The 13,875-nt window shown below is 60.9% G+C and carries 13 protein-coding genes and 3 tRNA genes; 3 read left to right on the top strand and 13 right to left on the bottom strand.

Translation table 11 applies throughout. From position 1 onward, the window contains the following. From nrfD to AB5Y98_RS04245, 4 genes are all read right to left on the bottom strand, one after another. A partial coding sequence (nrfD, locus tag AB5Y98_RS04260) for an NrfD/PsrC family molybdoenzyme membrane anchor subunit (protein ID WP_368231395.1) occupies positions 1–314 on the bottom strand: 314 nt, incomplete at its 3' end. Positions 315–362: 48 nt separating this feature from the next. Next, on the bottom strand, positions 363–1,031 hold the full coding sequence (locus AB5Y98_RS04255) for a 4Fe-4S dicluster domain-containing protein (RefSeq protein WP_337079186.1): 669 nt from the start codon (positions 1,029–1,031) through the stop codon (positions 363–365). Further along, entirely contained in the window at positions 1,028–1,657 is a 630-nt protein-coding gene (nrfB, locus tag AB5Y98_RS04250; protein WP_368231394.1) for a cytochrome c nitrite reductase pentaheme subunit, read from the bottom strand. Before nrfB ends, AB5Y98_RS04255 begins: the two co-directional genes overlap by 4 nt. A 147-nt stretch (positions 1,658–1,804) precedes the next feature. Then, complete coding sequence (locus tag AB5Y98_RS04245) at positions 1,805–2,404, bottom strand: c-type cytochrome (protein ID WP_240041800.1); 600 nt, start codon at positions 2,402–2,404, stop codon at positions 1,805–1,807. Between the two features lie 259 nt (positions 2,405–2,663). Here AB5Y98_RS04245 and AB5Y98_RS04240 point away from each other — a divergent pair, with 259 nt between their 5' ends. Genes AB5Y98_RS04240 through AB5Y98_RS04230 form a run of 3 tightly spaced genes read left to right on the top strand, consistent with a single transcriptional unit; the run spans position 2,664 to position 7,809 of the window. Next, complete coding sequence (locus tag AB5Y98_RS04240) at positions 2,664–4,778, top strand: OmcA/MtrC family decaheme c-type cytochrome (protein WP_368231393.1); 2,115 nt, start codon at positions 2,664–2,666, stop codon at positions 4,776–4,778. 56 nt (positions 4,779–4,834) lie between these two features. Then, positions 4,835–5,806 (top strand): DmsE family decaheme c-type cytochrome, encoded by a 972-nt coding sequence (locus AB5Y98_RS04235; RefSeq protein ID WP_010633519.1) that lies wholly within the window; start codon positions 4,835–4,837, stop codon positions 5,804–5,806. Between the two features lie 11 nt (positions 5,807–5,817). Next, positions 5,818–7,809 carry an MtrB/PioB family decaheme-associated outer membrane protein gene (locus AB5Y98_RS04230; protein ID WP_368231392.1) on the top strand — a complete coding sequence of 664 codons (1,992 nt, stop codon included), beginning with the start codon at positions 5,818–5,820 and terminating at the stop codon, positions 7,807–7,809. A 158-nt stretch (positions 7,810–7,967) separates the two neighbouring features. Here AB5Y98_RS04230 and AB5Y98_RS04225 read toward each other — a convergent pair whose 3' ends face one another. The 9 genes from AB5Y98_RS04225 to AB5Y98_RS04185 all read right to left on the bottom strand — a co-directional run bounded on the left by AB5Y98_RS04225 (position 7,968) and on the right by AB5Y98_RS04185 (position 13,793). Next, positions 7,968–8,411: a hypothetical protein gene (locus AB5Y98_RS04225; protein WP_368231391.1), complete on the bottom strand. Its 444-nt coding sequence runs from the start codon at positions 8,409–8,411 to the stop codon at positions 7,968–7,970. Between the two features lie 199 nt (positions 8,412–8,610). Beyond that, a tRNA-Leu gene (locus tag AB5Y98_RS04220) sits at positions 8,611–8,697 on the bottom strand. A 41-nt stretch (positions 8,698–8,738) separates the two neighbouring features. After that, positions 8,739–8,812, bottom strand: a tRNA-Cys gene (locus tag AB5Y98_RS04215). Positions 8,813–8,846: 34 nt separating this feature from the next. Continuing rightward, positions 8,847–8,922: transfer RNA gene (locus AB5Y98_RS04210), tRNA-Gly, on the bottom strand. Between the two features lie 179 nt (positions 8,923–9,101). Beyond that, positions 9,102–9,656: a CDP-diacylglycerol--glycerol-3-phosphate 3-phosphatidyltransferase gene (pgsA, locus tag AB5Y98_RS04205; protein ID WP_368231390.1), complete on the bottom strand. Its 555-nt coding sequence runs from the start codon at positions 9,654–9,656 to the stop codon at positions 9,102–9,104. A 303-nt stretch (positions 9,657–9,959) separates the two neighbouring features. After that, entirely contained in the window at positions 9,960–11,810 is a 1,851-nt protein-coding gene (uvrC, locus tag AB5Y98_RS04200; RefSeq protein WP_368231389.1) for an excinuclease ABC subunit UvrC, read from the bottom strand. Between the two features lie 188 nt (positions 11,811–11,998). After that, entirely contained in the window at positions 11,999–12,643 is a 645-nt protein-coding gene (uvrY, locus tag AB5Y98_RS04195) for a UvrY/SirA/GacA family response regulator transcription factor (RefSeq protein WP_005302696.1), read from the bottom strand. Positions 12,644–12,855: 212 nt separating this feature from the next. Further along, complete coding sequence (gene kdsB, locus AB5Y98_RS04190; RefSeq protein ID WP_010633514.1) at positions 12,856–13,608, bottom strand: 3-deoxy-manno-octulosonate cytidylyltransferase; 753 nt, start codon at positions 13,606–13,608, stop codon at positions 12,856–12,858. Then, positions 13,605–13,793 carry a Trm112 family protein gene (locus AB5Y98_RS04185; protein ID WP_201988936.1) on the bottom strand — a complete coding sequence of 63 codons (189 nt, stop codon included), beginning with the start codon at positions 13,791–13,793 and terminating at the stop codon, positions 13,605–13,607. The genes kdsB and AB5Y98_RS04185 overlap by 4 nt, the downstream gene beginning before the upstream one ends. Between the last annotated feature and the right edge of the window lie 82 nt (positions 13,794–13,875).

Below are 13,875 nucleotides of genomic sequence, written 5' to 3'. Positions count from 1 at the left end.
AACAGCACCGCCATGTAGACCTGAAACAGCATGACCCCCATCGACATCACGGAGTCGAACTGGTAGTGGAACATCAGCTTCCAGAAGGTCCAGGGACGGGCCAGGTGGAAGATGAGGATGAGCAGCCCCAACACGACGCTCACCGGCGCCAGAATGGCAGTCGCCTTGATGATGCCGCTATCGCTGCCGGCCCCCTGCCGACGCAGCAGCACCGAGAGGGTGGCCGAGCCTGCCGAGATACCGAGCAGGAACAGGTAGATGGCGATGGGGCCATCCCACACCAGCGAGTCGAAGTGAAACGCATCATGCCACATGGTACTTCCCTCCCCTCAGCCGGTTCGTGTCATACAGATGAGACGGGATCATGACTTCACCTCCCCTTTCGGCACCCGGTACATCTTGGGCGAAGTACCGAGGAACTGCTTGTAGCGATAGGTGGTCTCCTGCACCAGCAGTCTGGCGATGGGGCTGTTGGGATCGTCCAGATTGCCGAACACCAGCGCCTTGGTCGGGCAAGCTTCCACACAGGCCGGTTGCTTGCCCGCCGCCAGATTGGTCTTGCGGCAGAAGTCGCACTTGTCGGCAACCCGGGTGACCGGGTTGATGAAGCGCACCTGATAGGGACAGGCGGCCAGGCAATAACGACAGCCTACGCAGAGGTCAGGGTTGATGTCGACGATGCCATCCTCCGCCCGGATGTGGGAGGCGCCGGTCGGGCAGACATGCACGCAGGGGGCGTTGTCGCAGTGCTGGCAGGACTTGCGAAAGAAGCGGTACTCCTGCGCCGGATACTCCCCCACCGGGCCGCTGCGCAGGATCTGCAGGCGGGCCACCCCTGCCGGCACCTGGTTCACCTCGCGGCAGGCGTCCATGCAGGCGGTGCAGCCAATGCAGGCCGTCTCGTCGTGGATCATGCCGTAGCGCACGCCCTTGATGGTCATGCTGTTGGCCAGGGCACGCGGGGCCCCCGTCAGCAGGATCAGGGCGCCGGCGCTCATGCCCACCATGAAGTCGCGGCGGGTCGTGTTCATGAGCCCTCCTTGACGGCGCCGCCGAGACCAGCCTCATGCTGCTTGCGGTGGCAGTCGACGCACAGCTTGATGCGCGACTTCTCGGGGATCCCCACCATGGGCTCCTTGGCCGGGTGCAGCTGGTGACAGCTGGTGCAGCTGATCCGGGTGGCGTGCACGTCGTGGGCCCAGAGGGCCTTGCGCAAATCGTCCGGCTCATGGCAGCTCATGCAGACGCCGTTCTGCTGACTCAGCGGGAAGGCGTCGTCGCCAAAGCGCATCACATCGACGATGCCGCCGCGCTGTTTACGGTGATCGGCCGACGCATTGCCGTGGCAGTTGGTACAGGTAACCGCCTCCCCCGTGTTGGGGTTGGTGACCTGACCATGCTTGCCGTGCATCCCCTCAGCCCCGTCGTGGCACTTCTCGCACTTGGCAAAACGGGCCGCGGCCTTTTTGGCGGCCGCCTTCTTCTTCTCCGCCTTGGCCTGCTTTTCGGCCAGGGTGGGTTGATCTGCCTGATCGGCACTGGATGTGGTACTCGGCGCAGCTGGCGTGGCATCGGCTGCCTGCGCGCTGGCCAACGCCAGCTGACCCGCCCCCAGGGCGAGGGAGGCGAGCAGCAGCCACTTGATGATCTTTTTCATAGGAAACTCCGAAACGGTGGCACCCGGGGTGCCATCTGCCCGCCGCGCAACAAAAAGGAGCCGATGAGAGCTCCTTTGACGGTCATGAACACGAGACCACACCCCGCCAGAAGCGGGGTGGCTGCGTCAACGGGAGGGGCAGCGACGTTACTGCTGACTTGCGTAGTACTCGGCTAGCGCCTTGAGGTCGGCATCGCTCATGGCGATGATGGCCTTGTTCATCTTCTCGTCGTTGCTGCGCTTGCCGGCCTTGAACTCCTGCAGGGAGGTCAGCAGGTAGCCCTTGGGCTGGCCGGCGAGGATGGAGGCCTCGTCTTCGGCCACCGAGCCCCCTTCGGAGTGGCACTTCTTGCAGCCGGAGTCGTCGTGCAGTTTTTGCCCCGCCTTGGCCAGCGCCGCATCGAACGGCTGCTTCATCGGCTGGTAGGGCAGCTCGGCATAATGTGCCGCCAACTCGTCGATCTGCTCGTCGCTAAGGCCCTTAACAATGTCGGTCATGTTCCCCTTCTTGCTGGTATCACCGGTGACATGATTAACGGTCTTGGCTGGCCGGCCGTCGAGATAGGTGCGCAACTGCTCGGCAAGATTTGATTCTGCCAATCCTGCGATGGTTGGAATATCGCTCTGGGTGCTGATCCCCTGATTTCCATGACATGAGTTACATGTATCCACCAATGAGTCCAGGCTGGCATGTGCAGTGCCAATAGAGCCCAAAAGCAGCGACAGTCCCACTATTTCCAGCTTCATACTGCGTTTCATTTCTCATCCCTCTTCCAGAAAAGGTCTATAAACCCCAGTTAAAAAAGACATTTTTATAATCCAGGTTGATTTTCGATCCGTTTTTGAGACTTAGATCAACGCTCTCTAATATATAAACCTTACAATTAAGATGGAAATGATTTATACCGTATTCAGTCCTCTTTTGACCCTTAAGTAGTATCTTTTTGGGAATTTTTTGAGCTGGCTCATATATGGAACAATAAGTCCGATAAAAAAGGATAAAAGAATGAAATACTGGAAAGTATTGGTGGCTGCAGCAATGGTGTTCACCCTCTCCTCCTGCGGGGGCGGCGGTGATGGCAACGACAAGACGGACCCACCGCCCCCTCCGCCGGGAACCCCGGATTCGCTGGTGATCTCGGCCTCCACCCCGCAACTTGGCGAGAGCGGTCAGCTCTCGGTGCAGTTCAAGGTCACCGACAAGCAAGGCAAGGGCTATGACCTGGGTACCACCCTCCCCTCCTTCACCCTGGCCAAGGTGATCCCCGGCCGTGATGCCACGCGGGAAGACCCCGTGATCTGGAAGAGCTTCATCTACAGCACCCGCAACAACCGCCCTACCGGCGAGAACAGCGGCAAGCTGGAAGCCCTCGGCAATGGCCAGTACCGCTACACCTTCTCCTTCAATGCCACCACGGTGCGCGACCCTTATCCGAGCGATTCGCAGGACAACAACGGTTTGATCCGCTGGGATGAGGCAGCGACTCACCGCCTCGGCATCTACTTTGGCGGCAGCAACGACATTCCGGTCACCGACTACGTGCTGGACTGGGTGCCGGCCGGCACGCCGCCGCTGCTGACCCGCGACATCCTGGAGCAGCAGAGCTGCGACAGCTGCCACATGAAGCAGCCGATCCACCACAGCAACCGGGCCGATCCCAAGCTCTGCGTCACCTGCCACAACGAGAGCGTGCCCGGCAGCGGACGGGGCGATCTGACCACCCTGGTGCACAAGCTGCACGGCAACCTGGATGCCACCGCCACCAAGCTGGTGAGCCACTTCCCGCAGGATCCGCGCAACTGCGACACCTGCCACAAGGGCGTCACCCCGACCACCCCGGATGCCAACAACTGGCAGCACGCCCAGGAGAAACCCTGCGGCGCCTGCCACGCGGACTCCACCACCACGACCGGCTACATCAGCCACATCAACGGCAAGATCAGCAGCGGCACCCTCTGTACCCAGTGCCACGCCGAGACACCCGGCAACACCAAGTCCCCCAGCAGCGTGCACATGGGCTACCTCGCCAACGAGGCTGCCGGTCGCGACAAGCTGGTGTTCAAGTTTGACGACGTGCGTTACGCCGCCCCCAACATCGAGGTCGAGCTGACCGTGACCGCCAACGGCACGCCGGTCGAGACCATGGACGGGGTGCTCAAGTACATCAAGTACGGCGATCTGGCCAAGGCCCCCTACATCCTGGTCAACTGGGATCAGGGCAACGGCTTCGAGCTGGGCTACACCAACCCGCAAACCTTCGTCGCCGGCAACAAGATTGACTTCACCAGATGCGACAGCCAGGGCGGAGGCAGCTTCCTGTGCCGCAAAGAGGTGGGTAACGAGGTGAGCGGCACCCTGGCGGCCACGGTTGCCGAACTGCAGGTGTGCGTGGCCCGCAAGGCGGATCGCAACGGTGCCTTCGCCGCCGGGGATCTGCTCCCCTGCAGCAGCACAGCCAGCGCCCTCTCCTACGTGCCTATCAATCCGGTCAAGGCCTACTTCCGGGCCGAAGGCGGGGTGGACGGCAACTATGTGCTCAAGGCAGGGGCGGATCTGGCCTCCTGCAACGGCTGTCACAAGGATCTGGCCGTCCACACCGAGGGCAACGCGGGCTCGGCCCACGCCTCCAAGGACTTTGCCCAGTGCACCAGCTGTCACAACGCCACCCGCACCTCCTTCTATGCGGGTGTGCCGGGGGATCTGAAGTACCACGTGCACTCCTTCCACGCCTTCGGCTCCCATCGCAGCGGTGATGCCACCTTCCCGGGCAAGCTGAACAACTGCGAGTCCTGCCACACCAAGGGTCAGTACAACCTGCCCAATCAGCAGAACGAACGACCCTCGCTGGTGGCGACCACGGCGGACAACAAGCAGCCCAGGTTCTTCAGTCCGACCCTGGTGGTCTGCGCCAGCTGCCACCTCAAGTCGCCGCTGGGGCTGGTCAAGCCGGACAGCCCGGTCGCCGGGGATGAGTGGGCCACCCACATGAAGAACAACGGCGCCATCTTTGGTGCAGAGACGATAGAGGCCGCCACCGGAGTTGAACAGTGCGCGTCCTGCCATGCCGTCGGGCAGGAGCAGGGCGTCGACAAGGTTCACAAGGTGTATGACTTCCGTTGAGACCACCAGGCCGGGGGGATGCCTCTCCCCGGCCCTTTGCCGTTGAAGGACACGATATGAAAAGAATCACCCCGCAGTGGCTCCTGGCGGGTTTGCTGGCTCTCGGTTGCCTGCCGGTCTGGGCCAAGAGCGATGCCCAGCCGGCGGCCGATGCCGATCCGCGCCTGCAGGTCGAGGCCACCCTCGACCAGAAATTCGACCAGGGCAAATACTCCCCCAAGGGGGCCGATACCTGCCTCAAGTGCCACGATGCCGACTCGCGCAAGCCCGCCACCGGCATCTTCCACAATGTGCACGGCAATCTCGGCAACCAGAACGGGCCGATGGCCGACAAGCAGTGTGAAGCCTGCCACGGCCCCGCCGGCAACCATCCGCGCAATCCCCGCAAGGGGCAGCAGCGGGAACCCATGATCACCTTCGGCCCCGACTCGCCGGTGCCGGTGGAAAAGCAGAACAGCGTCTGCCTCTCCTGCCACACCGATACCCAGCGAATGGGCTGGCATGCCAGTGCTCACGCGGTGGAGGATCTCTCCTGCACCAGCTGCCACAGCCTGCACCAGGCCAAGGATCCGGTGATGGACAGCAAGAAACAGGTGGAGACCTGTACCAGCTGCCACGCCCAGCAAAAGGCTGATCTGCACAAGCGCACCAGCCACCCCATTCTCAATGGCGAGCTGCCCTGCTCCAGTTGCCACAACCCGCACCAGTCGCAGAACGAGGCCAGCCTCAAGCAGCCCAGCCTCAACGAGAGCTGCTACGAGTGTCACGCCGAGAAACGGGGCCCCTTCCTGTGGGAACACGAACCGGTGACCGAGGATTGCTCCCTCTGCCACAGCCCGCACGGCTCCATCAACCAGGCGCTGCTCAACAAGCGGGTGCCCCAGCTGTGCCAGGAGTGCCACAGCGTGCCCCATGCCAACGTCTCCATCCCCGAGGGGGATCTCAAGGTGCGTGGCGGCAGTTGCCTGAACTGTCATAACCAGATCCACGGGACCAACCATCCCAACGGTCAATCACTGCGGCGCTGAGGAGAGAAGTCATGAAATACTCAACACTTTGGCTCTCCCTGCTGGCGGTCTGCTCGGCCCAGGCGGCCGAGGAGCCGCTGGCAGTCGGGGATTACGCCCTGCAGCAGAGCAAACCGGCCAAGACCGAACGCTGGAGCTGCAAGTCTTGCGAGCGCGATGAGGGCTGGTTTGGCGAGGTGGGGCTGGGTGCCGGCTATGCCAACGACGATGGCGCCACCCGCTTTCGCAACTGGGTGCCCAGCCAGCAGGACAGCGGCATGCTCGGCATCTTCAACGCCGACCTGCAATACCGGGGAGAAGGCTCCCGCTACGGCAGCCTGGAGGTAAAAAACCTCGGCATGGAGCGCTTTCGCCTAGCGACCGAACAGGGCCACTACGACGGCATGCGCGCCCGGCTGGGCTACTCGGAGTCCCCCTTCTACTGGAACAGCCACGGCCGCAGCGTCTATCAGCCGGACGAGAGCCCGCTGACCCAGGGATCGCTGGCCGAGTTCGACAAGGATGTGGTGCGCAAGAAGCTGACCGCCGGGCTCGCCTATACCCCGAAGAGCCCGTGGCGCCCCTACGCCGATTTTTCTCATGAGAAAAAAGAGGCCACCCTCGCCTACTACCAGTCGAGCGTGCCCGGCATCGGCAGCGGACCAGGCCTCTTGCCCAAGCCCGTCGACGGCAGCTCGACCACCCTGGTCAAGAGCGGCGTCAGCTACCTGGGAGAAGGCTGGCTGGTCGATCTCGCCTACAACGGATCCCTCTACCGTACCGATGACACGGCGCTCTACTATGGCAGCGTCACCGATCCTTACGCCAACGAGCGCGCCTACGAGCCGGACAACAACTTCCACCAGCTGAGCCTTTCCGGCCAGTACAACTGGGACCGGCAGAGCCTGACCGGCCGCGTGCTCACCAGCCAGGCCACCTCCAACGGCAGCCTGACCGCGTTTCGCAACGCCCCCATCACCCAGGATGACTTCCACGGCGAGGTCAGCACCCTGCAGGCCGACGCCAAGTGGGTGGGTCGCTTTGGCCGGGATCTCACCCTGCGCGCCGGCGGCGAGTATCGGGACCGCAAGGACAAGTCCGATGAATACGCGGTGGTCGGCAAGCAGCGCGGCAAGAGCGATCGCACTCGCAGCAAGGCGGATCTGGCGGCCGACTACCGGCTCAGCCGCTCGGTCAAGCTCACCACCGGCTATCAGTACAAAGCCGATCAGCGCGAGCAGGCCGACCGGCAGGACACCGACGAGCACACCCTGTTCCTCAAGGGGCGCTACCGCCCGGCCGGGGCGCTGCAACTGGGCGGCAAGCTCGCCTGGAGCACCCGCGACGGCTCGGACTGGCGCCACGACAGCGCCGGTGGCAACGGCAGCCCGACCCTGCGCCAGTTCTATCTGGCAGACAGGGACAGGGTCGAATTCAGGGGGGATCTCGGCTATCAGTTCAGCGAGGGGATGGATGCCCGCCTCGAAGGGTGGTGGGCCAGGGATGACTACAAGGAGCCGGACATAGGGCGCAGCGAGGGCAAGGATTATGGCATCGACCTGACCCTCAACCAGCAGTTCGACGACAACCTGAGCGGTCACCTGTTCAGCAACCTGCAGTGGATCAGCTCCAGCCAGAACCACGCCTACACAGGCGCGCCGGACTGGGATCCCTACAGCACGGCGGTGCGCGACGATATCTCCACCCTCGGGCTCGGGCTCACCCAGAAGAAGGCGTTTGACCGGGATCTCGAGCTCGGGCTCGATTACAGCTTCGCCTATGGCCGCGGCAAGACCGACGCCAGCAAGGGCTATGACTACCCGGATCTCACCAGCAAGCAGCACCGGCTGGAAGGCTACGCCCTCTATCAGCTCACCAAGCAGCATTCGCTGCGCTGGGATGTGCGCTACGAATACTTCCAGGACGTGGATTACCTCTACACCGGCGAAGAGCGCAACCTCGGCAACCTGAACCAGGACTACAACGGCTACTTCACCGCCGTCTCCTGGCTCTACAAGTTCTAAAGGACGGCCACGCGCCGGATAAGGACTGCCCCCCGGGGTTGTCAGCCCAACAATAAAGAGGGGAGCCCAGGCTCCCCTCTTTCATATCAAGTCAAAATACACCAGATAAAAATTCTCAGATGACGTGAGAAAATCCTATGTTCAGTAACCGATAAATATTAGAACGGCATTCCACCATTAATTACTATTGAAAAGGCTTGTGCATAGTTTGGTGTATTGTTTGCATAGTAACCATTGGCAACGAGTGATACCTGCCCCTGTGATGCGTCCGATGGTTGGCCTTCGATAACACCATATCCAGGATCAGCATTACCACCAGTGATAATACAGAACATAGCCGTTTTCCGTGGATCTAGCGTAAAGGGAGTATCCAGTGCAGAAATGATATATGTAGATGCCAACTTTCCGGAAAAAGGCTCGCCTGTTCTATCAAACATCTTAATATTGATTACTGCGCTACTAGCTGAAACGTTGGACACCTTATAGCAAGATTGTCCACCCCCATCCCAAACATAATACGCAGGAATAATTGCTGTGCCTGCATGCACACTAATTGAGAACACACTACACAATAGGCTTGCAGCGATAAGAGCTTTTTTCATGATGGAACCTCATTGTAAAAGCCTCAACCTTATCAGCATTAAATAAATACTCAAGTGACCCCCATCAATATTCTAAAAGAAGTCAGCTTCATAGGTATATCAAAATAACTGTCGCCACTTTGTCGCCATTTCGCCAAAAACAAAAAGGCCGCTATTGCTAGCGGCCTTTCGTAAGTATTTGATTGCTTTATTCAATAACTGGTGCCCGAGGCCGGAATCGAACCGGCACGACGCGAACGTCGAGGGATTTTAAATCCCTTGTGTCTACCGATTTCACCACTCGGGCACCGCAATCGGTATCAAGCTCGCGTGGCGGGCTTGTCAATATGGAGGCACGTTCCGGAGTCGAACCGGACTAAACGGATTTGCAATCCGCTGCATAACCGCTTTGCTAACGCGCCATGCAAAAGAGAGAAACTCTCTATTGTCTGAATTTGGAGCGGGAAACGAGACTCGAACTCGCGACCCCGACCTTGGCAAGGTCGTGCTCTACCAACTGAGCTATTCCCGCATCGGTCTGGCTGACTGCCTGACTACGAGGACGCATTCTAGCGATGTTCCTCGCCCAGTCAACCAAAAATGTTTAATACCCTGATCGTTCGAGTGTTTTTTGCCCTTTTCCTGCCTTTTCAGCGCTCACGACCGTTTCCCTGCCCCAAGAACGGGGAAACGGTTCTTTGTGTCGGCAGCTCAGAACCGGGAGTGATAGCTGAGATCGCCCCAGGCGGCCTTCATGTACTGGAACATGGACCAGAAGGTAAGCACGGTGGCCACGTAGAGCAGCACATAGGCCAGCCACACCATCCAGATGTCGTACTGCCAGATGAGGCCGGTGAGCGAGACCATCTGGATCATGGTCTTCCACTTGCCGATCCAGCTGACCGCCACCGAGGAGCGTTTGCCAAGCTCGGCCATCCATTCGCGCAGGGCGGAGATGATGATCTCGCGGCCAATCATGGTCATGGCAGGAATGGTGACCCAGATGGTGTTGTAGTGCTCGACGATCACCACCAGCGCCGCCGCCACCATGATCTTGTCGGCGACCGGATCGAGGAAGGCACCGAAGGCGGTGGATTGATTCAGCTTGCGGGCCAGGTAGCCGTCAAACCAGTCGGTCGCCGCCGCCAGGATGAAGATGATGGCCGCCGCCAGATAGGACCACTGGTAGGGAAGGTAGAACAGGATGACGAAGACGGGGATGAGCAAGATCCGAAAAAACGTCAGCAGATTAGGAATATTTGTCATTATTTTCAGCCACTTCTTGTATGCCGCTACATGGTAGCCCCAAGCCGATCACGGATGCAACCGGACAGGCGCCCGCCTTGGTCTATTAATCCATCAACAACCTCAGGATGCGGGCCATTATGGCATTTGCGGCCCCCCGGCGTCACGGCTCTTGTGTGCCGGGATCCCTGAAGGGGATGAACCCGGGGTGAATGGTGTGACTCACCTCGCCCCTTGTCGATACCCAGGGCGACAGCCCCTGCTCGCCGTCTGGGCAAACAGGGGCAACACGGAGGGGTATTCCCCCTTCTCGGCTACCAATGGCTAGAGGGAATGCAGGGCATCGTGGATGGCTTGGGCCAGCTCCTGGCTGATACCGGGCACCTTGGCAAGCTCCTCCACCCCGGCTTTTTTCACCTCCTGCAGACCGCCCAGGTACTTGAGCAGCGCCTGCCGCCGTTTCGGCCCCACCCCCGGAATATCCTCCAGGGTACTGGTGGTGCGGGCCTTCGCCCGTCTGGCGCGGTGGCCTGTGATGGCAAAACGGTGGGATTCGTCGCGGATGTGCTGGATGAGGTGCAGGGCGGACATGTCCGCCGGCAAATGCAGCTCTTCGTGGCTCTCCCCCAGGATCAGGGTCTCCAGCCCCGCCTTGCGGGTCACCCCCTTGGCAATGCCCACCAGCAGCGGATATTTGCCCCCCAGAAACTCCAGCTGACGGGCCAGGATCTCCTCGGCGCGGCGCAGCTGGCCGAGGCCGCCGTCGATAAACAGCACATCCGGCACCTTGTCCGGCTCCTGCTGCTTGCCAAAACGGCGCTCCAGCGCCTGCTCCATGGCGGCGTAGTCATCGCCGCCGGTGATGCCGTCGATGTTGAAGCGACGATATTCCGATGAGAGCGGCCCCTCCCGGTTGAACACCACGCAGGAGGCCACGGTGCGCTCCCCCATGGTGTGGGAGATATCGAAGCACTCCATGCGGGCGATGGGGCGCTCGAGCTCCAGCAGCTCCTCCAGCTGATCGTAGCGGGCGGTGATGGTGCTCTTGTGGGCAAGGCGCGAGCGCAGCGCGGTCTGGGCATTGATGGAGGCGAGCTTGATGAAGCGGGCCCGCTCGGCGCGGGTACGGCTCACCACCCGCACCTTGTAGCCCGCGGTCTGGCTCAGGGTCTCGGCGATGACGCTCTCGTCTTCGAGCGCCACGTCTAGCAGCACCTCGCTCGGGATCTGCCGCCCCCCCTGCCCCGACAGATAGAACTGCAGCAGGAAGGATTGCACCACCTCGTCGAGCTGGGTATCGGCCGGCACTTTCGGGAAGTAGCTGCGCGAGCCCAGCACCTTGCCCTGGCGAATGAATAGCACGTGAATGCAGGCGGTCCCCTGCTCGAAGGCCACCCCCACCACGTCGAGCTCGTCCAGCACGTTGCCGCTTACCGACTGCTGCTCGGTGACCCGGCGCAGGGCCTGGATCTGATCCCGGTATCGGGCCGCCTCCTCGAAGCGCAGATCGCCGCTGGCGGACTCCATCTTGCCCACCAGTTCGCCGATCACCTGCTGGTTCTTGCCCGCCAGAAACAGCTTGGCCAGCTCCACCTGCTGGGCATACTCGGCCTCGCTCACCAGCCCGGCCACGCAGGGGCCGGCGCAGCGTTTGAGCTGGTAGAGCAGACAGGGGCGGGTGCGGTTGGCATAGACTGCATCTTCGCACTGGCGTACCGGGAAGATCTTCTGCATCAGGTGCAGACTCTCGCGCACCGCGCCGCCGGAGGGGTACGGGCCGAAGTACTCCCCCTTCACCTTGCGGGCACCGCGATGGACGCCGATACGCGGATGCTGATGGGCGGTGATGATGATCCAGGGGTAGGACTTGTCATCCCGCAACAGCACGTTGTAGCGGGGCTGGTACTGCTTGATCAGGTTGTGCTCGAGGATCAGCGCCTCGGTCTCGGTGTGGGTGACCGTCACCTGCACATCGGCGATCTGGCGCACCAGAGTGCGGGTCTTAATGCTGTCGACGTTGGCCCGAAAGTAGGAAGCTAGCCGTTTCTTCAGATCCTTGGCCTTGCCCACGTAGATGACGGTGCCGCCGCTGTCGTACATGCGATAGACACCGCTCTGATGGGTGACGGCACTGAGAAACGCCTTGCTGTCGAAGAGAGGTTCAGAGGAGGTCATGCTGGCTCCGGCAACGGGGATCGAGGTGTTGGGTCTGGGATATCGCGGCAAGCGGAAGATCGAAAGAGAGGCTCATCGGCAACTCGGCTCAACGGATGAAAGCAGAAAACGGCACAGAGCATACTGCGCCAGACCGGCAAAAAGCAAAAAGGCGGCACAGGCCGCCTTTGATGGCTACACGCCGCCCGTTACAGGGTGTCGGCATCCAGCATGCCATAGCGAATGGCCAGATGGGTCAGCTCCACATCGCCATTGATGTTGAGCTTGCTGAACAGCCGGTAGCGGTAGCTGTTGACCGTCTTCGGGCTCAGGTTGAGCTGCTCGGAAATATCGGTCACCTTCTGCCCCTTGGTGATCATCATCATGATCTGCAGCTCGCGCTCGGAAAGAGACTTGAAGGGGTTCTCGTCGGCCGAGGCAAACTGGCTCAGGGCCATCTGCTGGGCGATCTCCGGGGAGATGTAACGCTGACCGGAGTGGACCAGGCGAATGGCGTGGATCATCTCGTCCGGTGCGGCTCCCTTGGTGAGATAACCGGCGGCACCCGCCTGCATCACCTTGGTCGGGAACGGATTTTCTGAATGAATGGTCAGCACTATGATGCGCACATCGGGTCGGATCCGCAGGATCTTGCGGGTTGCCTCCAGGCCGCCGATGCCCGGCATGTTCATGTCCATCAGGATCACGTCGGGATGGTTCTGACGACAGAAAGTGACTGCGGTTTCCCCGCTCTGCGCCTCGCCCACCACCTTGATCCCGCGGACATCTTCCAGAATGCGTCTTATCCCTGTACGCACCAACTCATGATCATCGACCAGGAATACATTAATCACCCAAACACCCCGTTTTTTATCTCGTTATATGCCAGTTAGGGTTAACACGGCGTCTTGCATCATAACCAAACTCGTCGATTTGGCAAACCATGGCCGGGAAAAGTTTGAAAGTGCTCATAAATGACGTTTGTAATCAAATAATTATGTAAAGATTAAACACAAAAAACGGCGCCCGCAGGCACCGTTCAGAGTCATTTTTGCTGTTGTCGGCATCAGTTCGCCAGCAGTGCGCGCACCTTGTCCAGATCGGCCTGGGTGTCCACCCCGACCGGCGGCGCCTCGAGGGCCTGGGCCACGTGGATCTTCTCCCCGTACCAGAGCACCCGCAGCTGCTCCAGCGCCTCTACTTGCTCGAGCGCGCTCGGCGCCCAGTCCACATAACGCTGGATGAAACCGGCGCGATAGGCATAGATGCCGATGTGGCGCTGGTAGTGATCACCAATCTGCTCGCGGCTTGCGGCAAAACGATCGCGATCCCACGGAATGGAGGCACGGCTGAAGTAGAGGGCGTAGCCATCCTGGTCGGTCACCACCTTCACGGCGTTCGGGTTGAACGCCTCTTCGGCGTCCTGAATTGGCACCGACAGGGTGGCCATGGGCGCGCTGGCGGCGGCCAGGTTGTCCGCCACCTGACGGATGATGACCGGCGGAATGAGCGGCTCATCCCCCTGCACGTTGACCACTATGGTGTCGGCGGCAAAACCGTAGTGACGGCACACCTCGGCCAGGCGCTCGGTACCGGACTGGTGATCCTTCGAGGTCATGCACACCTCGAACCCGGTCTGGCCGGCCAGCGCCTGCTGCACCCGCTCGTCATCGGTGGCGACGATCACCCGATCGGCGCCCGACTGCAGGGCCTTTTCCACCACGTGCTGCACCATGGGCTTGCCGTGGATGTCGGCCAACGGCTTGCCCGGCAGCCGGGTGGAAGCGTAGCGGGCCGGAATGACGACGACGAAGCTCATGACGACAGCTCGTCGCTATTGAGCTGCCGGGCGCGGTTCTCCAGCAGCACCGGGATCCCCTCCTCCAGCGGATAGGCCAGCTTGTCGAAGCGGCAGACCAGCTCATGCACGGACTTGTTATAGTGCAGCTTGCCCTTGCAAACCGGGCAGGCAATGATGTCGAGCAACTTGATGTCCAAAGCCAAAACGATACTCCTTCAACGATGTCGCGCCAGCGGCTTAATCACGCCGGCGATGGGTGTCGAACCAACCAGATGTTTCATGCGG

Source organism: Aeromonas sp. s3 (assembly GCF_040907805.1).
Classification (GTDB): Bacteria; Pseudomonadota; Gammaproteobacteria; order Enterobacterales; family Aeromonadaceae; genus Aeromonas; species Aeromonas dhakensis.
This window is presented reverse-complemented; position numbering and strand designations above follow the sequence as displayed.

What these genes read in the sequence shown, in the direction of transcription:
- pgsA (WP_368231390.1), bottom strand. Translation starts at nt 9,656, where the DNA reads ATGACAAATATTCCTAATCTGCTGACGTTTTTTCGGATCTTGCTCATC.
- AB5Y98_RS04225 (WP_368231391.1), bottom strand. Translation starts at nt 8,411, where the DNA reads ATGAAAAAAGCTCTTATCGCTGCAAGCCTATTGTGTAGTGTGTTCTCA.
- kdsB (WP_010633514.1), bottom strand. Translation starts at nt 13,608, where the DNA reads ATGAGCTTCGTCGTCGTCATTCCGGCCCGCTACGCTTCCACCCGGCTG.
- nrfB (WP_368231394.1), bottom strand. Translation starts at nt 1,657, where the DNA reads ATGAAAAAGATCATCAAGTGGCTGCTGCTCGCCTCCCTCGCCCTGGGG.
- uvrC (WP_368231389.1), bottom strand. Translation starts at nt 11,810, where the DNA reads ATGACCTCCTCTGAACCTCTCTTCGACAGCAAGGCGTTTCTCAGTGCC.
- AB5Y98_RS04235 (WP_010633519.1), top strand. Translation starts at nt 4,835, where the DNA reads ATGAAAAGAATCACCCCGCAGTGGCTCCTGGCGGGTTTGCTGGCTCTC.
- AB5Y98_RS04240 (WP_368231393.1), top strand. Translation starts at nt 2,664, where the DNA reads ATGAAATACTGGAAAGTATTGGTGGCTGCAGCAATGGTGTTCACCCTC.
- AB5Y98_RS04230 (WP_368231392.1), top strand. Translation starts at nt 5,818, where the DNA reads ATGAAATACTCAACACTTTGGCTCTCCCTGCTGGCGGTCTGCTCGGCC.
- AB5Y98_RS04255 (WP_337079186.1), bottom strand. Translation starts at nt 1,031, where the DNA reads ATGAACACGACCCGCCGCGACTTCATGGTGGGCATGAGCGCCGGCGCC.
- AB5Y98_RS04245 (WP_240041800.1), bottom strand. Translation starts at nt 2,404, where the DNA reads ATGAAGCTGGAAATAGTGGGACTGTCGCTGCTTTTGGGCTCTATTGGC.